Origin of the sequence: Microlunatus flavus, assembly GCF_900110855.1 — a bacterium.
Taxonomy (GTDB): domain Bacteria; phylum Actinomycetota; class Actinomycetes; order Propionibacteriales; family Propionibacteriaceae; genus Microlunatus; species Microlunatus flavus.
Genome location: NZ_FOFA01000001.1, coordinates 324730 through 346636, shown reverse-complemented (window position 1 = coordinate 346636; position 21907 = coordinate 324730). Strand labels below are relative to the sequence as shown.

The window sequence follows — 21907 nt, the reverse complement described above, 5'->3', positions numbered from 1 at the left end:
CACTGTAGTGACGGGTCCGGCGCCCGCTCAGTCGCCGATCGCGCGCCGGCGCTGGTCGAGCTTCTCCTGCTCGCGGGCGATCCGCTTGCGCTCCTTGTCGCGCTCCGACTCGTTCTTGCCGACCATCCCGGAGATGACCATCGGCAGGAAGATCAGCCACCAGAAGTGCGGCCAGCCGAGGCCGGGCACGAAGGTGATCACGAGCGGCACGACGACCCACAGGACCCCGGTGAGGCTGTTCAGCGCGGTCGCGCCGGGGCCGCGCGGCTGCAGCATCGGCGGGGCCGGGGGGAAGGCGGGCCGGGCCGGCGCCGGGGTGGCGGCGCGCTCCCAGGGCGGCGCCTCGTACGGCTGGGTGGTCGCCAGGCCCTGACCCGGTCGCGGCCCGGGCAGGTCGGAGAAGAGCGGGTCGAGGTCGCTCGCCACCTTGGCCTTGAGCGCCGCGTCGATCCGCTCGTCGAACTCCTCGGCCGTCAGCCGGCCCTCCGCCATGTGATCGCGCAGCAGCGCGGCGGCGCGGTCACGCTCTGCGTCCCCGATGCGCTGCGGGGTGGGGCCCTGCTCGCTCACGGTGCCACTATTTCACCGAGCGGGGTCGGACGCACCCGCCAGCCCTCCGAAAGGCCGGGGTCCGCAGGAACCCGTGCCCGGGTCCGTACGCGGTGCGCGGGACTCCGAGCGGTCGGACCCGGGGCCGACGGCGCGCCGCACGCCGGGGCCCGAGGTCTGATGTGCACGGCGGCCCGGTTCGAGCAGGCTCGGAGCCATGCCTGACGTCACCTGCCCTTCGTGCGGCCACCACCTCACGCCGGACGAGCCCTCGTCGACCGCGTCGGCGAACCCCTCGTCGGCGGGCCACCCGGATCCGTCGGTCGTCCGCTGGTTCCGCAGCGACCCGAGCTGGCTGGGCGAGCTGTCGACCGACGAGGTCTACGGCGGCTACCTGCGCGCGACGACCGGCAGGCCGGTCTCGCGGGCGCGCTTCGTCGCCGACCTGGCCCATCTCGGGGTGGAGAAGGTCCTCGACGACGACACGCCGGTGCTGGTCCGCGCCTAGACGCGGACGTCGTCGTGCGGCTGCGCCCGACGACGGCGGGGCGCTCCCGGTTCGGACGCCGGGCCGGCCGCACAGCACGTCCAACTAGGGTTGGCCGGCGTGAGAGTGGTGCAGAAGTACGGCGGCTCGTCCGTCGCCGACGCCGAGAGCATCAAGCGCGTCGCGAAGCGGATCGTGGCCACCAAGCAGCAGGGGCACGACGTCGTCGTCGTGATCTCCGCGATGGGCGACACGACGGACGACCTGATGGACCTCGCGCTGCGGGTCTCCCCGCAGCCGCCGCCGCGTGAGCTCGACATGCTGCTGACGGCCGGCGAGCGGATGAGCGCGGCGCTGCTGGCCATGGCCATCGCCGACCAGGGCATGCACGCCCGGTCCCTGACCGGGTCGCAGGCCGGCATCATCACGACCGGCACCCACGGCAACGCGCGGATCATCGACATCACGCCGGGCCGCATCACCAAGGCCCTCGACGAGGACCACATCGTCATCGTCGCCGGCTTCCAGGGCGTCGCGCAGGACACCAAGGACGTCACGACGCTGGGGCGCGGGGCCTCGGACACGACCGCCGTGGCCCTGGCGGCGTCGCTGGGCGCCGACTTCTGCGAGATCTACACCGACGTCGACGGCGTCTACACCGCCGACCCGCGCATCGTGCCCAGCGCGCGGCGCATCCCCGAGATCTCCTACGAGGAGATGCTCGAGATGGCGGCCTGCGGGGCCAAGATCCTGCACCTGCGCTGCGTGGAGTACGCGCGGCGCGAGAGCGTGCCGGTGCACGTGCGCTCGTCGTTCTCCGACCGACCCGGCACCTGGGTGCGCGACCTCGCGGACCTGACCCCGGCCGACCCGTCCCAGCAGCAGGAAGGCAGCCTCGTGGAGCAGGCGATCATCTCCGGCGTCGCGCACGACCGCGGCGAGGCCAAGATCACCATCGTCGGCGTGCCCGACAAGGTGGGCGAGGCGGCCCGGATCTTCGAGGCCGTCGCGTCGACCGAGATCAACATCGACATGATCGTCCAGAACGTCTCCGCCGTGCAGACCGGTCGGACCGACATCTCGTTCACGCTGCCCAAGGCGGACGGCGCCCGCGCCGTCGCCACGCTCAACGCGCTGCAGGACGAGGTCGGCTTCGCCGACGTCCTCTACGACGACCAGATCGGCAAGGTCTCCGTCGTCGGCGTCGGGATGCGCTCGCACCCGGGCGTCACCGCGAAGTTCTTCTCCGCGCTCGCGGCCGCCGACGTCAACATCGAGATGATCTCCACCTCCGAGATCCGCATCTCGGTCGTGGTCAGCCAGGACGACGTCGACCGGGCTGTGGCGGCGGCGCACACCGCCTTCGGGCTCGACGCCACCGAGCAGGCCGTGGTGTACGCCGGGACGGGTCGCTAGGCCCTCGGCAGGCTCGAGGGGCGATCGGGTGCGCGGGCGGCTGCGGGCGCTCGGCCCGGTCGTCCCGCTCGCGCTCGGCGTGCTCCTCGCCGGGTGCGGCGCCGGTGAGCCGCAGGCCCGGCCACCGCTGCCGGCCCCGCCGCAGACGGTCTTCTCACCCGAGCCGGTCACGCCCTCGCCGACCCCGGCTCCGACGCCGTCCGAGGTGAGCGTCCCAGCCCCGACCCCCACCACCAGCCCCACCCCGGTCGCCCCGACCCCGACGCCGACGAGCACGCCGCGGACGACGGCACCGCTGATCGTCGTCGACCCGGGCCACAGCGGGCGCTCGATCCGCAGCACCGACCGCACGACCGGGCTGCGGGACGTCGACTACCCGAACTACCCGGAGATCTACGAGACCTTCGACGTCAGCGCCTGCGTCGCGAAGGGCCTGCGCGCGGACGGCTACCGGGTCACGCTGACCAAGCGCACGGCGCTCGACAGCGTCAGCCTGGCCGCCCGGGCCCGGGTCGCGAACGAGGGCCGGGCCGCGCTGGCGATCAGCGTGCACGACGACCACTCCCAGGGCCCGGGCTTCCAGGCCACCTACTCCCAGCGCGGCGTGCAGCGCGGCGGCGCGTACCACCCCATGTACCGGGGGACCGGCAGCAGGCGCACGGTCTTCCGCGACGCCGACGTGGCCCGGGCGAGCGAGAGGGCCGCGGCCACGATCGCGCGCGAGCGGACCCGCGTCCAGGGCCGGACGGTGTCGGTGCGCGAGAACTCCTTCACCGGGCGGCCGCCGCTGGAGCCGGGCAACCTGGCGCTCGTGCAGCTGCTCGCGAAGGTCCCGTGGGTCTACAACGAGGTGGGCGCGAAGGCGGGCGGCAGCACCACCCGGGCGATGAGCATCGCGACCGAGGAGGCGTACGCGAAGGGGCTCCTGGTCGGCGTGGAGGCGGCCGTCCCGCTGCCCGCCGGCCGGGTCGCCCAGCCCAGCGCCGGGGCGACGCTGCTCCGCGGCTGCCTCGTGACCGCCGCGAAGCCCGGCGACGGACGGGCCACCCGCCCCGCCCGCTACCGGCCCGCGGGGTCCTGACCGGCCCCCTCGGCGAGACCGCCCCCGCCGTCGAGCGCGGCGAGGAACGCCCGGAGCCGGGCGCTGCGCGGGCTGGTGAAGATCTGCTCGGGCGGACCCGCCTCGAGGACGCGGCCCTCGGAGAGGAAGCAGACACGGTCGGCGACCTGGCGGGCGAACGACATCTCGTGCGTCGCGATGACCATCGTCATGCCCTCGGACCGCAGCTCGCGCAGCAGCGCCAGCACCTCGCCGACGAGCTCCGGGTCGAGGGCGGAGGTCACCTCGTCGAGCAGCAGCAGCGCCGGCCGGTTGACCAGCGCGCGGGCGATGGCCACCCGCTGCTGCTGCCCGCCGGAGAGCTGGTCGGGCAGCGCGGCCGCGCGGTCGCCGAGCCCGACCCGGTCGAGCATCGCCCGGGCCCGTTCCTCCGCCTCCGCGCGCGGGACCCGGTGGACGCGGCGCGGGGCGAGGGTGATGTTGTCGAGCACGCTGAGGTGCGGGAAGAGGTTGAAGGCCTGGAAGACGATCCCGATGCGGGCCCGGACCGCGTCGTGGCGGACGCGCGGGTCGCTGATGTCGTCGCCCTCGAGCAGGATCTGGCCGTCGTCGACGACCTCGAGCAGGTTGAGGCAGCGCAGCAGCGTCGACTTGCCCGACCCGGAACCGCCGATGAGCACGACGCACTCGCCGGGGCCGACGTGCAGGTCGAGCCGGTCGAGCACGACCTGCGTGCCGAAGGTCTTGCGCAGGCCGCGCGCCTCGAGCAGCGCGGGCCCCGTCGGCAGGCTCACCGGACCGCACCCGTCGCGCCGGCCCAGCCCTGCCGCCGCGCGACCCAGTCGGTGAGGCGGGCCAGCGGCACGGTGAGGACCACGAACAGCAGCCCCGCCACGACGTACGGGGTGAAGTTGAAGTCGGTCGCGGTTTCGATCTGCGCCGCCCGGATCGCGTCGATGACGCCGAGCACGGCGATCAGGCCGGAGTCCTTCTGCAGGCTGACCAGGTCGTTCAGCAGGGCGGGCACGACCCGGCGGACGGCCTGCGGCACGACGACGAACCGCAGCGTCTGCGCGTACGACAGCCCGAGCGAGCGGGCCGCCCCCCACTGCGAGGGGTGGATCGACTCGATGCCGGCGCGGAAGACCTCGGCGACGTAGGCGGTGTAGGTCAGCACCAGCGCGGCGCCGCCCCAGACCACCGCGTCCTTGGGCACCCCCTGCAGCCGCAGGGCGGGCACGCCGAAGCCGAGCAGGAAGATCACCAGCAGCAGCGGCAGCCCGCGGAACAGGTCGGTGTACGCCGTCGCGACCAGCCGGACCGGGAAGAAGACCGGCCCGCGGAGCGTCCGCAGCACGGCGACGGTCAGGCCGAGCACGGCGATGAGGACGCCGCAGACGAGCATGACGCGGACGTTCAGCCACAGGCCGGTGGCGACGGCGGGCAGCGCCTGCCACGCCCGTCCGGGGGAGAAGAACGTCTCCTGCACCCGCGGCCAGCCCGGCGTCGCGGTGATCCCGAGGACCAGGACCGCGCCGAGCACGAGCGTGCTCAGCAGGGCGACCAGGCTCGAGCGTCGCGCGCGCCGCTGCCGGTACGCCGTGCGCTCCCGCTCGAGGGACGACGGCTCCCACCCCGGCGGCCGCTCGGGCGACGCCCCGGGGGCGACCGAGGGGGACGTCACCGTTCCCGACCTGTCCCCGGGCCTCGCGTCAGGACAGCTGCGGTGCGCCGTCGGTGCCCGACAGCCACGTCTTCTCCAGCCTCGCCAGCGTCCCGTCGGCGCGCAGCGCCTCGACCGCCTGGGACACGCAGGTCGTCAGCGCGCTGCCCTTGGCCAGCACCATCCCGAACTGGTCGGCCTGGCCAGCGCCCGCCGGCAGCTGACCGACGATCACGCCGTCGTCGAGCTGCGCCGCGACCATGAAGAAGGCCGTGGGGAGGTCGACGACGATCCCGTCGATCTGCTTGTTCTTCAGGGCCTGGACGGCGAGGTCGTTGGTGTCGTAGACCGCGGCGGCCTTCGTCGGCTCGATCTGGCCGCCGATGTCGCTGTAGGAGGTGGTCCCCACCTGCGCGCCGAGCTTGGCGTCCTTGAGCGCGGCGACGGTGGTCGCGCCGTCGATCGGCGAGCCCTTGTAGGTCACGACGGTCTGCGTGACCGCGTAGTACGGCGCGGAGAAGTCGACCGCCTTGCGGCGCGCGTCGGTGATGGAGACCTGGTTGATGTCGACGTCGAAGCTCTTGTCGCCCGGCGCGTACGCGCTCGTGAACGGCACGACCGCCCAGGTGACGGAGGCCTGGTCGAAGCCGAGCTTGCCGGCGACCGCGTACGCGACCGCCGACTCGAAGCCCTTGCCGTTCTTGGGGTCGTCGTCGCTGAACCAGGGGGAGTAGGCCGGCTTGTCGGTCCCGACCGTGAACGTCCCGGGCTTGACGGTGGCCAGCTGGTCCCTGGTGCAGCCGGCCGGGCTGGCCGAGCCGGCCGCCGACCCGGACGCGGCGGGCGCGGCCTGGTCCTCGGGGGCGCAGGCCAGCAGGGACCCGAGCAGCGCGGCGGTCGAGACGAGGGCGAGCGCGGGGCGCCGGAGCATGGAGGGTCCCTTCGGTGCGGGTGGTGGGTCGATGGTGGCACCTCGCAGCCTCCCTGGTTCCCGTGTCCGCCGCCAGGGTTCGTGGGGCCGCAGCGCAGCAGGCCCGGGGTGCCGGGCCCCGAGCTCGAGACCGCCGGCCGCGTGGTTCGCTGGGCCCTCGGCAGCGCGAACCGGTGCGGAAGGGGTCGGATGCTCCCTCTCGACGGGCACGTGCACAGCGAGTGGTCCTGGGACGCCTTCGCCGGCGACATGGAGGCGACCTGCGCCCGGGCAGTCGAGCTGGGGCTGCCGGCCGTCGCCTTCACCGAGCACGTCGACCACACCCGCTGGCTGGTCTCCGAGGGCGCCCTCGACCCGAGGGCGCGCGGCGACCACAAGGGCGACACCTTCGTCCCCGGTCCGCTCGCCGTCGAGAGCTACCTGGGGACGGTCGAGCGCTGCCGCGACCGCTTCCCGGGGCTGACGGTCCTCAGCGGCGTGGAGCTGGGCGAGCCGCACTGGCACGCGGAGGCCGTCGCCCGGGTCCTCGCCGCCGGGCCGCTGGACCGGGTGCTCGGCTCGCTGCACTCGCTCCCGGAGGGCGCGTACGCCGCCGAGCCGCCGGAGCTCTACCGGCGCCGCGACGCCGCCGAGGTCGTGCGCTCCTACCTCGCCGAGCTGGCCGTGATGGTCGCGCAGACCGAGACGTTCGAGGTGCTGGCCCACCTCGACTACCCGCTGCGGCACTGGCCGACGGCGGCCGGACCGTTCGAGGTCGGGGCCTTCGAGGACGCGTTCCGCCACGCGCTGCGGACCCTGGCCGGGACCGGCCGCGTCCTCGAGGTCAACACCAAGGGCCCGATGCTCCCCGAGCTGGTGGGGTGGTGGCGCGAGGAGGGCGGTCGCGTCGTCACCTTCGGCAGCGACGCCCACGAACCCGCGGCGCTCGGCCACCGGCTCGGCGAGGCGGTCGCGATGGTCGAGTCCTTCGGGTTCCGGCCCGGTCGGCACCCGTACGACCGCTGGACGCTGCCCGGCTGAGGTGGCTCAGGCGCCCGGGGCCCGCCCCGTCACGCGGCGGACGACCAGCTCGGGCACCAGGGCGGGGTCCGGGTCCTCGTCGGGGAAGTCGAAGACGCCGAGGATCAGCTGCACCGGGTAGTCCGGCGCCTGCTCGACGACCCGGGTGGTCGTGCCGTCGACGGAGAAGACGCAGCGCCCGGGCGACCAGTCGACGGCGTACGTGTGGAAGGCCGCCACGTCGAGCGGAGTGGTCGGGGCGACGAAGTCCTCGTGCAGCGCCGGGTCGCGGAACGCGTGCACGCCCGACCCGACGTCGGCCACGAGCCGGCCGTCCTCGCGCCGCACGGTCTCACCGAACACCTCGACCAGGCAGATCTCGCCGGAGCGTCGCGGCACGTCCTCGAGGCCGACCATCCAGGCGGAGAACATCGACCCCGGGCCCACGTTCGCCCGGCACTCGACCTCGACGCGCCCGAGGAACGGGGTGAAGCCCCACGTCGTGGGCTGGGCCTCGCGCACCCGCAGGCCCTCGCGGAAGGGTTGCTGGCCCTGCGTGCTCCCGAGCGGGCCCGAGGCGTTGCCGCTCTGCACCGCGGAGACCCGCAGCCGCGGCTCGTGCAGGTCGGGGCACCAGACCGGGTGCTCCGGAGGGACGCCCAGGTGCAGCCCGTCGGCGCCCACCGACCAGCTCGCCCGCGCGGCCTCGCGGGACGACCAGGCCGGCAGGTAGGCGTCGGTCCACACCCTGCGGTCCAGGCCGCCGACGAACCGCTCGTCGATCGTGCGCGGGCCGCCGCCGCCCGCCGTGCGCGCCTCGCCCGTGCTCGCCATGGGCGCATCGTAGGGTCCCGGTGGCGGTCCGTCTGCGGCCGGCGAGGAGGGCTGAGGGTGATGACGGAACAGGTCCCGGGCGACCGGACGGCCGGTCTGGCGCGTCGTCTGGAGGGCGTGGACTCGACCTCGCTCGCCGACGCCGGCCCGACGCTGCGGGTGCTGCCGAGCGAGATCCGGCCGCTGCGCGCGGGCACCCGGATCGTGGGCACGGCCGTCCCCGTCGACTCCCGCGACGACCTGGTGCCGGTGCTGGTCGGGCTGCGCGCGGCCGGTCCGGGCGACGTCCTCGTCGTCACCGGCTCGCCGGGCCGCGCGCTGGCCGGCGAGCTCTTCGCCACCGAGGCGCTGCGTCGCGGCCTCGCGGGCCTGGTCATCGACGGCCTGTGCCGCGACAGCCGGACGCTGCGCGCCAGCGACCTGCCCGTCTTCGCGCGCGGCACCAGCCCGCGGGCGTACGGCGCGACCCGGCTCCCGCTGGAGGACCCGCTCGTCGCGGTCGACGGCTTCGAGGTGCGTCCCGGCGACCTCGTCCTGGCCGACGACGACGGCGTGGTGCTCGGCTCGCCGGAGGAGGTGGCCGCGGCCATCGACGGCGCGGAGGAGATCCAGCGCCGCGAGGAGGCGCTCCGGGCGGCGATCGAGGCCGGCGAGTCCCTCTTCGACCACCTCAACCTCGACGAGCACCTCGCGGCCCTCGGCGAGGGCCGCGACAGCCGGCTGCGGTTCTCGTGAGCCCCGCGTGAGCGGGCGCTGGGCCCGGCGCATGGACGGGGTGCGCCCGTCCGCGATCCGCGACCTGCTCCGGCTCGGGGCGGACCCCGAGGTGATCTCGTTCGGCGGCGGCTACCCCGACGCCTCCCTGTTCCCCGTCGAGGAGCTGGCCTCGGTCTACCGCGGGCTGCTCGTGCCCGAGCACGCCGACGCGCTGCAGTACACGACGTCGAACGGGCTGCCGGGCCTGAGGCGGCTGGTCGCCGAACGGCTCACGCGCGACGGGTCGCCGCGCACGGCCGACGACGTGCTGATCATCCAGGGCGGCCAGCAGGGCCTCGACCTGGCGGCCAAGCTCATGGTCGACCCGGGCGACGTCGTCGTCACCGAGGACCCGACCTTCCTCGGCGCCCTGATCGCCTTCGCCCCGACCGAACCCGCGTACGCGGTCGTCCGCACCGACAAGCACGGCCTGGACACCGACGACCTGCAGCGCGTCCTGGAGGCCAACCCGGGTGCGAAGATGCTCTACACGGTCCCCGACTTCCAGAACCCGACCGGGGTGACGCTGTCGTACGAGCGGCGCCACCGGCTGCTCGAGCTCGCCGACGAGCACGACCTGCTCGTCGTCGAGGACACGCCGTACCGCTCGCTGCGCTACGAGGGCAGCCCGCTGCCGACCCTGCTCAGCCTGGACACCTCGGGTCGGGTCCTGCACCTCGGGAGCTTCTCCAAGATCCTGGCGCCGGGGCTCCGGCTCGGCTGGGCGACCGCCCGGCCCGACGTCCTCGAGCGGCTCGCGCTGCTCAAGCTCGCCGCGGACACCCAGAACAGCACCCTGAACATGGCCGCCACCGCGGCGTACCTGGAGGCGTTCGACGTCGACGCGCACGTCGCGCGGATGGTCCCGGTCTACCGCCACAAGCGCGACCTGATGCTCGCCACCATGGACGAGACGTTCCCGGAGGTCGTCACGCGGACGCGTCCGGACGGCGGGCTGTTCGTGTGGCTCGGCTTCCCCGAGGGCTTCGACGCCACCGACTTCCTCGCCCGCGAGCTGCTGCCGCAGGAGAAGGTGGCCTACGTGCCGGGGGCGACGTTCTTCCCGGTGACCCAGCGGCCGAACCACGCCCGGCTCAGCTACTCCGGCGTGCCCGACGACCGCCTGGTCGACGGGCTCACCCGGATGGCGAAGCTGCTGCACCGCGCGCTCTGACCGTCCCGCCACAAGGGCGGGGCGGTCAGAGCGCCCGGGTGGTGCGGTCCTACTCCTGCGTGTCCTGCGGGGCGAGCGGAGGGCGGCGCATGCCGCCCCCCGGGCGTCCGGCCGTGCCTGCGGCCGCGACGACGCTCCGGCCGACCGCGGCCGCCACCCGGGTGAGCCACGTCTGCGGCTCGCCCGAGATCTGCGGCGGCATCACCACCACCGGGCAGGGCACCGTGTAGACGAGCCGGTGCGCGAACATCGGCCCCGTCAGCAGCTGGCGCGGCGCGTCGATGACCAGCACGTCCGCGTCCCGGCCCGCCTTGGCGAGCACGCGGTAGCGGCCGCCCTTGACGAGCCGGAGCTCGACGCCGTGGTCGGGGCCCAGGGTCCGGGCCACGTCCGCGGCGAGCGACTCCTCCGCGTCCCGCTCGACGTCGGCCTCGTGCGTGATGCGCGAGGCCGGCGTGCCCGACGGCGTCGCCTGCGGGATGCTCGGCCGCCAGGCCCGGACGGCCACGACGCGGCCGCCGTTCTGCTGCGCCTGGGCCTGCGCCCAGGCCAGGGCCGTCGGGGACCCGGAGGTCCCGCTGACCCCGACCACCACCGTGTACGGGCGCCGGGCGACGTCCGTCTGCTCCTCCACAGCTGTGTCCGTCACGTCAGTCCCTCCCTCAGACCGGCAGCCTGGTGAGCTGGTTGCCGTTCTCGTCGTAGGTGGAGAGCGGCGGGGCGATGTCCTCGAGCGCCTTGCCCTCGGCATCGACGCCGAACTTGAAGGCCACGAGGCCGCCGATGAGCATGATGACCGACGCCCCGACGTAGCCCCAGAAGAGCGGGCCGCGCGCGGCCCCGCCGCCGATGAGGGCGCCGAAGATCAGCGGGCCGACCGAGCCGAAGATCTGCGCGATCGAGAAGAAGTACGAGATCGCCTGCCCCCGCACCTCCAGCGGGAAGATCTCCGACACCGTCAGGTAGCCCGCCGAGGCACCCGCGGAGGCGAAGAAGAACGACAGGCACCACAGGGCGGTGTGCGTGCCCGCGGACAGCAGGTCGGCCTGGAACAGCACCGCGGAGATGAAGAGCACGACGGCCGCGATCGTGTACGAGCCGCCGATCATCTTGCGCCGGCCGACCGTGTCGAAGAAGCGGCCGAGGATCAGCGGGCCGAGCAGGTTGCCGATGGCGAAGGGGAAGAAGTAGAGCGCGGCGCTCGACGACGTCTTGCCGTAGAAGTTCTGCAGCACCAGCGACGAGGTGAAGAAGATCGCGTTGTAGAGGAACGACTGCGTGATCATCAGCGTCAGGCCCAGCACGGTGCGCGTCGGGTAGAGCTTGAAGAACACGTACGCGAGCTGCTTGGGCGTGACGCCCTCGTGCGCCTTGATCCACCAGCCCTGCGACTCGTCGAGCTTCGGCGGCTCCTGGCCGTTCTCGCGCACCGACTTCTCGATGCCCGAGACGATGGCCTCCGCCTCGTCGCCCCGCCCGTGGGTCACGAGCCAGCGCGGGCTCTCCGGGATGTGGCGGCGCAGGAAGATGATGATGAGGCCGAGGACCGGGCCGATGAAGAACGCGATGCGCCAGCCGATGTTCTCGGCGAAGCGGTCGGTGTCGAGCAGGTAGAAGCTGCCCAGCGAGCCGAGCACGGCACCGGCCCAGTAGGTGCCGTTGATGGCCAGGTCGACGCGGCCGCGGTACTTGCCGGGCATCAGCTCGTCGATCGCGGAGTTGATGGCCGAGTACTCGCCGCCGATGCCCGCGCCCGCCACGAAGCGGAAGATCCACAGGAACCACATGTTCGGCGACAGGCCGGCGATGCCCGAGCCGATCAGGTAGACGGCGAGGGTGATGATGAAGAGCCTCTTGCGGCCCAGCTTGTCGGTCAGGCGCCCGAAGACGAGCGCGCCCACGACCTGGCCGATCAGGTAGACGGTGGCCGTGAAGCCGACCTGGGTGTCGGACATCCCCAGGTCCTTGGCGTAGCCCGCCGAGGCCACGATCTGGATCTCCAGGCCGTCGAGGATCCAGGCGGTCCCGAGGCCGAAGATGACCATCCAGTGGAACCGTGACCAGGGCATCTTGTCCATGCGGACCGGCACGAGGCTCTTGACCGGTCGTTCTTCCACCGACGCTGACATCGTCGTCTCCCTCGCTCGCGGTGTGTCGTGCGTCGTTGATCACGCACCTCGGGGAGGGAAGTTACTCGTCCTAAAGACGACACGGGTGCTCGGGTCCGTGGAGACCGCACGAGGAGAGGGGCGCGGCACGAAGGGCGGCCCTGGGAACGCTGCACCCGCAGCGATGCGTGGGCCTGTGGCCCCACGTGAGCGGTGGCGAGAGCCACCTGAAGGTCGGGGTGACAGGATTTGAACCTGCGACCTCTTCGTCCCGAACGAAGCGCGCTACCAAGCTGCGCCACACCCCGAATGCCCCTGCGGGCCTCGCAGAGTCTAGCCCATCACCGGGGCTGTCCCGACCCGCTCGCGCTCCTGGACGTGAGCGTGAGCAGCGTCGCCTCCGGGCGGCACGCGAAGCGCACCGCCGCGTACGGGGACGTCCCCAGGCCGGCGGAGACGTGCATCCAGGCGGTGTGCCCGCCCGCGCTGTTCCGCGACAGGCCCTTGACCCGCGCGGTGTCCAGGTCGCAGTTGGTCACGAGCGCGCCGTAGCCCGGGATCGCGACCTGCCCACCGTGCGTGTGCCCGGCCAGGACGAGGTCGAGGCCGTCGGCCGTCATCGCGTCGATCACCCGCCGGTACGGCGCGTGGGTCACCCCGATCGCCACGTCGACGGCGGAACGGTCCACGGGCCCGGCGACCTCGGCGTAGTGGTCGCGACCCAGGTGGGCGTCGTCGGTGCCGCGGAAGCCGATCCGCACGCCCTGGACCTCCAGCGTCGTGGAGGTGTGCGTGAGGTCGACCCAGCCCCGGCGGGCGAACGACTCGCCGAGGTCGACCCAGGGCAGCTCGCGCTCCGGCAGCGGGTCCTTCGGCGGGCGCCCGCGCTCGGTGAGGTAGCGCAGCGGGTTCTTGAAGGTCGGCGCCGAGTAGTCGTTGGAGCCCCAGACGTACACGCCGGGCACGTCGAGCAGACGCCCGAGGCTCTGCAGCACGAAGGGCACCGCGTCGGGGTGCGACAGGTTGTCGCCGGTGTCGACCACGAGGTCGGGCTCGAGGCCGGACAGCTCGCTGATCCAGCGCTGCCGGCGGGTGCGGCCGGGCGTCATGTGGATGTCGGACACGTGCAGCACGCGGACGTCGCGCGCTCCGGGCGGCAGCACGGGCACCGTGAAGCGGCGCAGCGTGTACGCCTCGACCTCGTAGAGCCCGGCGTACGCGAGCGTCCCGACCCCGACGGCGCCGGCGACCCCCAGGCCCTGGAGGGCGTGTCGGGCGAGGGAGGAGGCGGTCGGCACGGGCTCAGGCTACCGGCGCGCGCCCGCCCGCCTCCCGGTCGGACGCCCGCAAACCCGTGGGGGAGCGTTCGTGGTGCTGCCAGACTGGACGCCATGCCCGACACGACGACCCCGCTCAAGGACCGCCTCCGCACCGACCTCACCGCCGCCATGCGCAGCCGCGACAAGGTCCGCTCCGGGACCATCCGGATGGTCCTCGCCGCCATCACCGAGGCCGAGGTCGCGGGCAAGGAGGCCCGCACCCTGACCGACGAGCAGGTGCTCGACGTGGTGGTGCGCGAGGCGCGCAAGCGGCGCGAGGCGCAGCAGGCCTTCGCCGACGCCGACCGCCCCGAGCTGGCCGACAAGGAGCAGGCCGAGGCCGCCGTGCTGGCCGACTACCTCCCGCAGGCCATGACTGCCGAGGAGATCAGCGAGGTCGTGCGTACCGCCGTCGAGCAGACCGGCGCCGCCGAGCTCGGCCTCAAGGGCATGGGCAAGGTCATGGGCGTCGTCACCCCGCAGACCAAGGGTCGCGCCGACGGCGGCGCGGTCGCGGCCGAGGTCCGGCGCCAGCTCGCGGGCTGAGCGCCGCTGGTCGACGCCCGGGACGCACGAGGCCGGCTCCCCGTCGGGGAGCCGGCCTCGGTCGTCTGCGGGGCGGTGGTCAGCCGCCGTCCTTCTTGTCGTCCTTCTTCTTGTCGTCCTTCTTCTTGTCAGCCTTCTTCTTCGCGGCCTTCTTGGCCTTCTCGATCGCGGGGTCCTTGCCCTTGCTCACGAGCTTGTAGACCGTGCTGAACTGCGCGATGCGGGAGCCGGCGCCCGGCGACCAGCCGAGGAACGTGTACTTCGGACGGCTGCTGTAGACGTACTGCGTCGAGACGTCGAAGCCCTCCTTCTTCAGCTTCTTCGTCGCCGACGCGATGCTCAGGTTGCCGACGTAGGGCACCGTGACCTTCTTGCCGACCTTGATCTTGCTCGGCGGCTCCTTGAAGTCGGGGTGGTCCACGCCCTTCAGGTAGCTCGTCATCACGGGCTTCCAGATCTTGGCCCCGGCGTCGCCGCCACCCGAGCCCTGGAGGTAGGTCTTCGTCGAGGGCACCGTGTAGTACTCGACGCCCTTCGAGCGGAAACCGCTCTTGCCCTTGATCCAGGGCTTGCGGGTGTTGTCGATGGAGATCATCGAGACTCCCGCGATCTCGGGGGTGTACCCGGCGAACCAGACCGCGTTGTTGCTGTTGATGGTTCCGGTCTTGCCGGCCTGGTCGAAGCTGCCGGGGACGCGGGCGGGCTTGCCCGTGCCCTTGTCGATCACGGACTTGAGGACCTTGTTGACGCCGTTCGCCACGTCCTCGTCGATCACCCGCCGGCAGTTCGCGCTCGGGACCTCGAGCTGCTTGCCCTTGGGGTTGACGATCTTCGACACGATGATCGGGCTGCAGTGGATCCCGCCCGAGGCGAAGGTCGCGTACGCCTCGGCCATGGACAGCGGCGCGACCTCGGCGACGCCGAGGGTGAACGACGGGATGTCCTGGTACTGCTTGACGATGTCGACGGGCTTGGCACCGAGGGGGTGGCCGACCTTGACGCCGAGCTTCTGGGCCATCTTCGTGACCCCGCACATGCCCGCGTCGAGCTCGAGCTGGATGAAGTAGGTGTTGACCGAGTACTCGGCCGCCTCGGTCATCCTGATCTTCTTGCTGTGGCCCGGCACCGAGTTCTTCGGTGCGTACTTCTTCACGATCTTGCCGGTGCCGTCACAGGTGCTGAAGGTCTTGCCGGTGAAGTCGTAGGGCGACTTGGCGTTGTACTTCTTCGTGATCGGGATGCCCTTCTCGAAGGCCGCGGCCATCGTGAACGGCTTGAAGGTCGACCCCGCCTGGTAGCCCTGGATCCCGCCCATCTCGCTCGGGGCCGACATGTTGAAGTAGGTCTGGCCCTTCTTCTTGTTCGAGCCCATCACCGGACGGCTCTGCGCCGAGGCCACGATCAGGCCGGTGCCCGGCTGGATCATGTTCATCGTCGAGATGATCGGGTCCGTGGCCCCCACCACCGCGCTGACCTTCTTCTGCGCCAGGTCCTGCGACTTGGGGTCGATGGCGGTGTAGATCTTCAGCCCGCCGCGGTCGAGCAGGTTGTTCCGCTCGCGCACGTTGTCGCCCAGGCTCGGGGCCTGCTCCAGGGTGCGGCGGACGTAGTCGCACAGGAACGGGTAGCGCGTCCCGACGCAGCCCTGGACGATCGACTTGACCGCCTTGGTGTCGAAGCCCTGCGTCTTGGCCTTCTTGATCTCCGCCGGCGTCGCGAGGCCCAGCTCGCCCATCCGGTTGAGCACGACGTCGCGCCGGTCGAGCGCCGCGGCCCGGTTGTTCATCGGGTTGTTCGCGTCGGGGTTCTGGACCAGGCCAGCGAGCATGGCCGCCTGGCCGAGGTTCAGCTTGGAGGCCGAGGTGTTGTAGTAGTGCTTCGCCGCCGCCTCGACGCCGTACGCGCCGTCGCCGTAGTAGGCGATGTTGAGGTAGTTGGAGAGGATCTGGTCCTTGGTGAGGCGCTTCTCCAGCGCGATCGCGTAGCGCAGCTCGCGGACCTTGCGCTCCATCGTGGGCGCCCGGGCGTCGTCGACGCACTTCTTGATCTTGGCGTCCGTGGAGCCCTTGGTCTGGCAGGCCTCGATCTGGACCATCTTCACGTACTGCTGCGTGATCGACGACCCGCCCTGGGTGCCGACGTCGCTGGTCGAGTTGCGCACGAGCGCGCGCAGCGTGCCCTTGATGTCGAGCGCGCCGTGCTCGTAGTAGCGGTGGTCCTCGATCGCCAGCTGCGCCTGGCGCATCACCGGGGCGATCTTGTTCAGCGCGACCGGGATGCGGTTCTCGTCGTAGAAGTAGGCGAGCACCTTGCCGTTGGCCATGTAGACCGTGGACCGCGTCGGCGGCGTCGGGGTGGCGAGCTCGGTGGGCAGGCTGTTCAGCTCGTCGGCCGCGGCCTTGCTCCCCATCCCGGCCAGGCCCGCGTAGGGGACGAAGAGGCCGGCGACGAGGACACCGGCGAGCACGCTGACGATGGCGAACATCGTGAGCGAGTACGCCACGCTCCCCACGCGTTTCGGACTTGGCACTGCACGAGGGTACGCGAGGGCGGCCGACGCGGAGCAATCCCGCGCGGCTGACGCCCGGATCGTTGCACACCGGCGCAGGGCGCGGCCTTAGGTCTCGCGGGAAATCGTGCGCAGCCCGACCAATCCGCAGGGCAGTCTCGCCTCGAAGTCAAGAAAAGATCACGATCTCATCAGTTTCTCAGCACAGAGCCAGATTTGGTGGCGTAACGAATCTGGCGCCCGTACGATTCAGCAGTCGACCCACATGGGCCGGGGATAGCCCGGGTCGGCAGCCACAACCACAAGGGGAGAAGCAGCTATGACTGCGATCACGCACGCCGACTGGACGATTCAGGCCAAGTGCCGGGGCATGGAAGACGCCCTTTTCCCAGAGGCATCCGAGCAGAAGCGCGTCCGGCAGCTGTGCATGGGGTGCCCCGTGCGCATGAACTGCCTGTCCGAGGCCCTCGACAACCGCATCGAGTGGGGTGTGTGGGGCGGCATGACCGAGCGCGAGCGCCGTCAGCTGCTGCGCCAGCGCCCCGACGTCTCCTCCTGGGCCGACCTCCTCATGGGCGGTCAGCGTTCGGTCGAGCGCGCGGCCTGAGCCTCTCGGCTTGACCGGCGCCGGCTGAGGTCGGCGCCGGACGGCTCGTGGAGCACGCCGCTTCGCAACCATCCGCCCGGGCGCCGTTCCGTACGGCTCTCTGGCGGACCTGCGCAGCGCCCGGGCTCCCGCCAGGCCCATCCACGCTCCGCGGCGTGCTCCACGAGCCGTCCTTCAGGTGCGGTTCGGCGTCGGGTCCGTCGTGGCTCCTGTCGCGTGGTCGCGCTGACGCTGCCCGCGGGGTCGGTCGCGCGGTCGGGTCGCGGGCTGGCGCGCGGTGAGGTTCGCCGCGCTCGGCCCCCGCTGCCGGGTGCCTACGCGCGGCCCCCGCTGCCGGGTGCCGTCTTGCGTTCGCTCAGTCTTGTCGCGTCTGCGCGTGTTTGAACACGCGCGAGGACCACAAGATCGAGCGAACGCTCCCGGGCACGCCAGCGGGTCAGTCGTCCTTCTCGGCGAGGAGCACGCCGACCTGGCGGAGGTCGTCGAGGGCGGTGACGTCGCTGGGCAGGGCCGGGACCTTCGTCTGCGCGACCTCGGGCCGCGCGGTGGCGAAGCGGTCGAGCAGGGCCGACTCGGCCTCGGCCACGCGCATGAGGTCGGCGTGGCGACGCAGCGCCTCCGCCTCGAGCTGCTGGGTGCCCTCGAGGTCCTCGGCCAGTGCGGCCGCGCGCTGGGCGGACACGTCGAGCGTGCTGTCGTGGACCCGGTTGACCACGAGCCCGCCGAGCGGCATGCCCTCCTCGGTGAGGCGGTCGACGAAGTACGAGGCCTCGCGCAGCGCGTCGCGCTGGGCCGTGGCGACGACCAGGAACACGGTGTGGCTCGAGCTGAGCCGCGCGAACGTCTCCTCGGCCCGCTGCCGGAACCCGCCGAAGATCGCCTCGCACGCGCGGACGAAGGTCTGCACGTCGGCGATGATCTGGCTGCCGAGCACCTTGTTCATGGCGCTGGAGACGAGCGTGAAGCCCACGCCCATCAGGCGCAGCGGCCCGCGGGTGGGGGCGAGCAGCAGCCGGATGAAGCGGCCGTCGAGCAGCGAGCTCAGGTGCTCCGGCGCGTCGAGGAAGTCCAGCGCGGAGCGGGCCGGCGGCGTGTCGACGACGATGAGGTCCCAGCCGCGCCGGCCGGCCCTCGCGTCCGCCTCGGCCTGCGCGTGGAGCTGCCCGAGGCGCTCCATGGCCATGTACTCCTGCGTCCCGGAGAAGGAGGACGACAGGGCCTCGTAGAAGGGGTTCGCGAGGATCTGCTCGGCCTTCTCCGGTGTCGAGTGCGTGAGCACGACCTCGTCGAAGGTCCGCTTCATGTCGAGCATCATCGCGTCGAGGCTGCCGCCGTGGGTCGTGTCGATGCCGACGACCGGGCGCGGGGTGTTGTCGAGCTCGCCGAGGCCGAGCGACTGCGCGAGCCGGCGGGCGGGGTCGATGGTCAGCACGACCACCCGGCGACCGGCCTCCGCGGCCCGCACCGCCAGCGCGGCCGACGTGGTCGTCTTGCCCACGCCGCCGGACCCGCAGCAGATGACGATCTCGATGTCGCGGTCGCCGATCAGGGTGTCGACGTCCAGGAACGGGGCGGCGTGCACGTGCCCGTGCGGGGTCTGCGCTCTCACGCGGCCTCCAGGGCGAGCTGGTCGGTGAGCTGCTCGGCGATCGCGAACAGCGACTCGGCGTCGACGCCGAGGGGGTCGAAGTCGACCTGGACGAGCGGTAGGCCGAGGCGGAGCAGGCGGTCGTGGCGCACCTGCTGCTCGAGGGTGCGGGCCGCCTCGACCGCGAACTCGCCGGCCAGCGTCTTGTTGCGCTGCTCGTCCCAGCCCGGCACCGAGAGGTTCACGGCACCGGCGGCGACGTCGGCGAGGACGGCCGGCTCGAAGGGGGAGGGGCTGACCATGTTCTCGATGATCGTGCCGACCCGCGTGCCGCTCGGGGCGAGCGCGGCCACGGCCTCCTCGGTCTCCGTGACGGGCATGTCCTCGAGCAGCGTGACGAGGTGGACGATCGTCGTGCGGGCGCGGAGGAGCGCGGCGACCGAGTCGGCCTGCGAGCGGATCGGGCCGACCTTGGCGATGCCGCTGACCGCGTCGTGGATGTTGAGGAACTGCCCGATGCGGCCGGTGGGCGGCGCGTCGAGGACGACGGCGTCGTACGCGGTCGGCAGCCCCTTCTGCCCGCGCCGGACGGCCTCGTAGACCTTGCCGGTGAGGAGGACGTCGCGCAGCCCGGGCGCGATGGAGGTGACGAAGTCGATCACGCCGAAGCGGTCGAGGGCCCGCCCGGCGAGGCCCAGGTGGTAGAAGGTGTCGAGGTACTCGCGCAGCGCGTCCTCGGCGTCGATGGACAGCCCGTAGACGCTGCCGCCGGTCGGCGTCCGGGTCAGGCGGCGCTCCTCGTCGCCCTCCAGCGGGTGCACGCCGAACAGCTCGGCCAGGCCCTGGCGGCCCTCGACCTCGCAGAGCAGCACCCGGCGGCCACGGGTCGCGAGCGCGCAGGCCAGCCCGGCGGCGATCGTCGTCTTGCCGGTGCCGCCCTTGCCGCTGACGACGTGCAGCGTGTGGCGGGGCTCGCTCACGCGTCCCCCTCGTCCAGGCCGGTCACCGCGATGCCGGCGTGGGTCTTGTAGCGACGGTTCACGGCGATGAGGTTGGCGGTGAAGCTCTCGACGGTGCGCGCCAGCCGCAGCCGCCCGGCGTACACGCCGCGGGCGCCCGGGATGGCGGCGGCCAGCTCGATCACCTGCCCGACCACCTCGCGGTCCTCGCCGAGGACGAGCACGTCGCCGGGGATGTGGGTGACCGACGGGTCGTCCAGCAGCACCGCGCTGACGTGGTGGAACGCGGCGACCACCGTCGAGCGCTCGAGGATCCGCTGCGCCTCCTGCGCGGCCGAGCCGTCGGCGACCTCGATCGGGAACGGACCCTGCTTGTCGAACCCGAGGGGATTCACGCAGTCGACGACGACCTTGCCCGCGAGGCGGTCGGCCAGCGAGGTCAGCAGGTCGGCGTGGCCCTGGTACGGGACCGCCACGACGACCAGGTCGGCGTCGGTGGCGTCGGCGTTGGCCACGCCGGCGACGTTCCCGGCCTCGGCGAGGGCGGCCGCCGTCTCCTCGGCCCGGGAGGCGTCGCGGCTGCCGAGCAGCACCTCGTGGCCGGCCATGGCGAAGCGGCGTCCGAGACCGCGCCCCTGGGGTCCGGTCCCGCCCAGGATCCCGACCTTCACGAGCGCGGGAGGGCGTGCGGGCAGGCGGGGGACGTCATGGTTCCGATGGTAGCCAGCGGGTCTCGCAGGGGTTGGTGGTCCGTCGGCCGATGGTCAAGGCGTGACCGGTCTCCTACCCCTCGTGCCGCTCGAGCCCGAGCAGCGCCGCATCCACCAGCCGCGTCGCCAGCCCCCGGTCGGACTCGTTGCGCGTGATCAGCGTGATCCCGCCCAGGAGCATCAGGACGTCCCAGGCGGAGACGGCCCGCAGCGTCCCGTCGGCCACGCCCGCGTCCAGAATGGTCGCGACGGCTCCGGTGAGCGCGGCGCGGCTGTGCGCGCGCAGGTCCTCCTGCGTGGAGAGGATCGTCGGCAGCGCGTCGGCCATCCCGTCCTTGACGAGCATGTAGTCGACGAAGCCCCCGGCCCACGCGCGGAGCGCCTCCACCGGGGGAAGCGCCGCGACGAGCTCGTCGGCGCGGGCCGCGAGCGCGGCGTTCTCCGCGCGGTAGACCGCCTCGACGAGGTCCGGGCGGGTCGGGAAGCGGCGGTAGAGCGTGCCGATGCCGACGCCCGCGGCACGGGCGATCGCCTTCAGGGAGGTGTCGGCGCCCTCGGTGGCGAACGCCTGCGCGGCCGCCTCGAGCAGCCGGTCGTGGTTCAGGCGTGCGTCGGCGCGCAGCGCAGCCTCTCGTCCTGCGTCCTGCACGAGACCTCCTTGCATGCGGAGCCGAGTCCGCTTAGTCTTCCACGACAACCGGAGTCGGCTCCGATTCTCAGCCCAGGAGAGCATGATGACCCAGATCCCCTTCGATGCGCAGAGCACCGCCGCGGAGGTCCTGCACGGGGTCCGCCTCGACGGGCGGCGAGCGGTCGTGACGGGCGGCGGTGGGGGCATCGGGCGGGAGACCGCGCGAGTGCTGGCCGCCGCCGGTGCCGACGTCGTGCTCGCGGTGCGCGACCGGGCGTCCGGCGACGACGTGGCAGGAGCGCTGTCCGCGGCGACCGGGGGCTCGGTGCGCGCCGAGGTCCTCGACCTCGCCGACCTCGGCAGCGTCGACGCCTTCGTGGCCCGCTGGTCCGGTCCCCTGCACGTCCTGGTGAACAACGCCGGGATCATGGCCACGCCGCTGCTGCGCACCGCCGAGGGCTGGGAGCTGCAGCTGGCCACGAACCATCTCGGGCACCTCGCCCTCGCGACCGGTCTGCACCCGGCGCTCGTCGCCGCCGGCCGGTCGCGGGTCGTCGCGGTGAGCAGCGTCGGGCACGTGAACGGTGACGTCGACCTCGACGACCTCATGTTCGAGCGGCGCCCGTACGACCCGTGGGCGGCCTACAGCCAGTCCAAGACCGCGAACGTGCTGTTCGCGGTGGAGGCGGCCCGCCGCTGGGCGGGCGACGGCATCGACGTCAACGCGCTCAACCCCGGTCGCATCGCCGCCACCGGCCTGGGTCGCCACCGGACCGCGCCGCCGGCCTCGTTCGACCCGGCGGGGGCGACGGGCGTCAGCGTGAAGGACGTCGCGCAGGGGGCGGCCACCTCGGTCCTGCTGGCGGCGTCGCCGCTGGTCGAGGGGGTGACGGGGGAGTATTTCGAGGACTGCCAGGTCGCCCCGCCCTACCGCCCCGGCGTCCGCCGCGGGGTGGCCGCGTACGCGAAGGACCCGGAGCACGCAGCACTGACGTGGGACCTGTCCTGCCGGCTGCTCGCGCAGGCCCGGCGCACGAGGGACTGAGGCTCGGGTCCTCCGA

Annotated in this window: 22 protein-coding genes and 1 tRNA gene; 9 read left to right on the top strand and 14 right to left on the bottom strand. The window is 72.7% G+C overall.

Annotated features, from left to right (window positions below; all coding sequences use genetic code 11):
- Nucleotides 1-27 precede the first annotated feature (27 nt).
- The gene (locus tag BMY04_RS22220) at nt 28-570 is read right to left on the bottom strand and encodes a DUF1707 SHOCT-like domain-containing protein (protein ID WP_198409877.1); all 543 of its coding nucleotides are present in this window, start codon (nt 568-570) and stop codon (nt 28-30) included.
- Nucleotides 571-766: 196 nt separating this feature from the next.
- Between BMY04_RS22220 and BMY04_RS01665 the strand changes: the two genes are divergently transcribed.
- From BMY04_RS01665 to BMY04_RS01655, 3 genes are all read left to right on the top strand, one after another.
- Complete coding sequence (locus BMY04_RS01665; protein WP_091177382.1) at nt 767-1057, top strand: hypothetical protein; 291 nt, start codon at nt 767-769, stop codon at nt 1055-1057.
- 99 nt (nt 1058-1156) lie between these two features.
- A complete protein-coding gene (locus BMY04_RS01660; protein WP_091177381.1) occupies nt 1157-2452 on the top strand; it encodes an aspartate kinase in 1296 nt (431 codons plus the stop codon).
- A gap of 28 nt (nt 2453-2480) precedes the next feature.
- Nucleotides 2481-3533 (top strand): N-acetylmuramoyl-L-alanine amidase, encoded by a 1053-nt coding sequence (locus BMY04_RS01655; protein WP_091177380.1) that lies wholly within the window; start codon nt 2481-2483, stop codon nt 3531-3533.
- Here the strand turns inward: BMY04_RS01655 and BMY04_RS01650 are convergent.
- Genes BMY04_RS01650 through BMY04_RS01640 form a run of 3 tightly spaced genes read right to left on the bottom strand, consistent with a single transcriptional unit; the run spans nt 3512 to nt 6106 of the window.
- Nucleotides 3512-4306 carry an amino acid ABC transporter ATP-binding protein gene (locus BMY04_RS01650; RefSeq protein WP_170853943.1) on the bottom strand — a complete coding sequence of 265 codons (795 nt, stop codon included), beginning with the start codon at nt 4304-4306 and terminating at the stop codon, nt 3512-3514. The genes BMY04_RS01655 and BMY04_RS01650 overlap by 22 nt on opposite strands.
- Nucleotides 4303-5196, bottom strand: coding sequence for an amino acid ABC transporter permease (locus BMY04_RS01645; RefSeq protein WP_091177379.1), 894 nt, complete (start codon nt 5194-5196; stop codon nt 4303-4305). Before BMY04_RS01645 ends, BMY04_RS01650 begins: the two co-directional genes overlap by 4 nt.
- Before the next feature lie 28 nt (nt 5197-5224).
- Complete coding sequence (locus BMY04_RS01640) at nt 5225-6106, bottom strand: ABC transporter substrate-binding protein (RefSeq protein WP_091177378.1); 882 nt, start codon at nt 6104-6106, stop codon at nt 5225-5227.
- Between the two features lie 189 nt (nt 6107-6295).
- Between BMY04_RS01640 and BMY04_RS01635 the strand changes: the two genes are divergently transcribed.
- Nucleotides 6296-7126 carry a PHP domain-containing protein gene (locus tag BMY04_RS01635; protein WP_091177377.1) on the top strand — a complete coding sequence of 277 codons (831 nt, stop codon included), beginning with the start codon at nt 6296-6298 and terminating at the stop codon, nt 7124-7126.
- A gap of 6 nt (nt 7127-7132) precedes the next feature.
- On the opposite strand, the gene BMY04_RS01630 is transcribed toward BMY04_RS01635, so the two are convergent.
- Complete coding sequence (locus BMY04_RS01630; RefSeq protein WP_091177376.1) at nt 7133-7939, bottom strand: glycoside hydrolase family 16 protein; 807 nt, start codon at nt 7937-7939, stop codon at nt 7133-7135.
- 60 nt (nt 7940-7999) lie between these two features.
- Here BMY04_RS01630 and BMY04_RS01625 point away from each other — a divergent pair, with 60 nt between their 5' ends.
- On the top strand, nt 8000-8674 hold the full coding sequence (locus BMY04_RS01625; protein WP_091177867.1) for an RraA family protein: 675 nt from the start codon (nt 8000-8002) through the stop codon (nt 8672-8674).
- A gap of 7 nt (nt 8675-8681) precedes the next feature.
- Nucleotides 8682-9869 carry an aminotransferase-like domain-containing protein gene (locus BMY04_RS01620; protein WP_232506036.1) on the top strand — a complete coding sequence of 396 codons (1188 nt, stop codon included), beginning with the start codon at nt 8682-8684 and terminating at the stop codon, nt 9867-9869.
- A gap of 49 nt (nt 9870-9918) precedes the next feature.
- Here BMY04_RS01620 and BMY04_RS01615 read toward each other — a convergent pair whose 3' ends face one another.
- From BMY04_RS01615 to BMY04_RS01600, 4 genes are all read right to left on the bottom strand, one after another.
- Nucleotides 9919-10518 (bottom strand): universal stress protein, encoded by a 600-nt coding sequence (locus tag BMY04_RS01615; RefSeq protein ID WP_170853942.1) that lies wholly within the window; start codon nt 10516-10518, stop codon nt 9919-9921.
- A gap of 13 nt (nt 10519-10531) precedes the next feature.
- Entirely contained in the window at nt 10532-11998 is a 1467-nt protein-coding gene (locus BMY04_RS01610; protein WP_408630429.1) for an MFS transporter, read from the bottom strand.
- A 213-nt stretch (nt 11999-12211) separates the two neighbouring features.
- Nucleotides 12212-12285, bottom strand: a tRNA-Pro gene (locus tag BMY04_RS01605).
- 33 nt (nt 12286-12318) lie between these two features.
- Nucleotides 12319-13275, bottom strand: coding sequence for a metallophosphoesterase (locus BMY04_RS01600; protein WP_091177373.1), 957 nt, complete (start codon nt 13273-13275; stop codon nt 12319-12321).
- Nucleotides 13276-13368: 93 nt separating this feature from the next.
- On the opposite strand from BMY04_RS01600, the gene BMY04_RS01595 reads away from it, so the two are divergent.
- Entirely contained in the window at nt 13369-13842 is a 474-nt protein-coding gene (locus BMY04_RS01595) for a GatB/YqeY domain-containing protein (RefSeq protein ID WP_091177372.1), read from the top strand.
- Nucleotides 13843-13921: 79 nt separating this feature from the next.
- Here the strand turns inward: BMY04_RS01595 and BMY04_RS01590 are convergent, their stop codons facing one another.
- Nucleotides 13922-16372, bottom strand: coding sequence for a transglycosylase domain-containing protein (locus BMY04_RS01590; RefSeq protein WP_091177371.1), 2451 nt, complete (start codon nt 16370-16372; stop codon nt 13922-13924).
- 298 nt (nt 16373-16670) lie between these two features.
- On the opposite strand from BMY04_RS01590, the gene BMY04_RS01585 reads away from it, so the two are divergent.
- The gene (locus BMY04_RS01585; protein WP_091177370.1) at nt 16671-16958 is read left to right on the top strand and encodes a WhiB family transcriptional regulator; all 288 of its coding nucleotides are present in this window, start codon (nt 16671-16673) and stop codon (nt 16956-16958) included.
- Between the two features lie 436 nt (nt 16959-17394).
- On the opposite strand, the gene BMY04_RS01580 is transcribed toward BMY04_RS01585, so the two are convergent.
- The 4 genes from BMY04_RS01580 to BMY04_RS01565 form a co-directional block, all read right to left on the bottom strand.
- Nucleotides 17395-18567 (bottom strand): ArsA family ATPase, encoded by a 1173-nt coding sequence (locus BMY04_RS01580; RefSeq protein WP_232506035.1) that lies wholly within the window; start codon nt 18565-18567, stop codon nt 17395-17397.
- On the bottom strand, nt 18564-19526 hold the full coding sequence (locus BMY04_RS01575; protein WP_091177368.1) for an ArsA family ATPase: 963 nt from the start codon (nt 19524-19526) through the stop codon (nt 18564-18566). Before BMY04_RS01575 ends, BMY04_RS01580 begins: the two co-directional genes overlap by 4 nt.
- Nucleotides 19523-20176, bottom strand: coding sequence for an NADPH-dependent F420 reductase (gene npdG, locus BMY04_RS01570; protein ID WP_232506034.1), 654 nt, complete (start codon nt 20174-20176; stop codon nt 19523-19525). The genes BMY04_RS01575 and npdG overlap by 4 nt, the downstream gene beginning before the upstream one ends.
- 112 nt (nt 20177-20288) lie before the next feature.
- Entirely contained in the window at nt 20289-20864 is a 576-nt protein-coding gene (locus BMY04_RS01565; RefSeq protein ID WP_232506033.1) for a TetR/AcrR family transcriptional regulator, read from the bottom strand.
- 85 nt (nt 20865-20949) lie between these two features.
- Between BMY04_RS01565 and BMY04_RS01560 the strand changes: the two genes are divergently transcribed.
- On the top strand, nt 20950-21891 hold the full coding sequence (locus tag BMY04_RS01560) for an SDR family NAD(P)-dependent oxidoreductase (protein ID WP_232506032.1): 942 nt from the start codon (nt 20950-20952) through the stop codon (nt 21889-21891).
- Nucleotides 21892-21907: the final 16 nt, after the last annotated feature.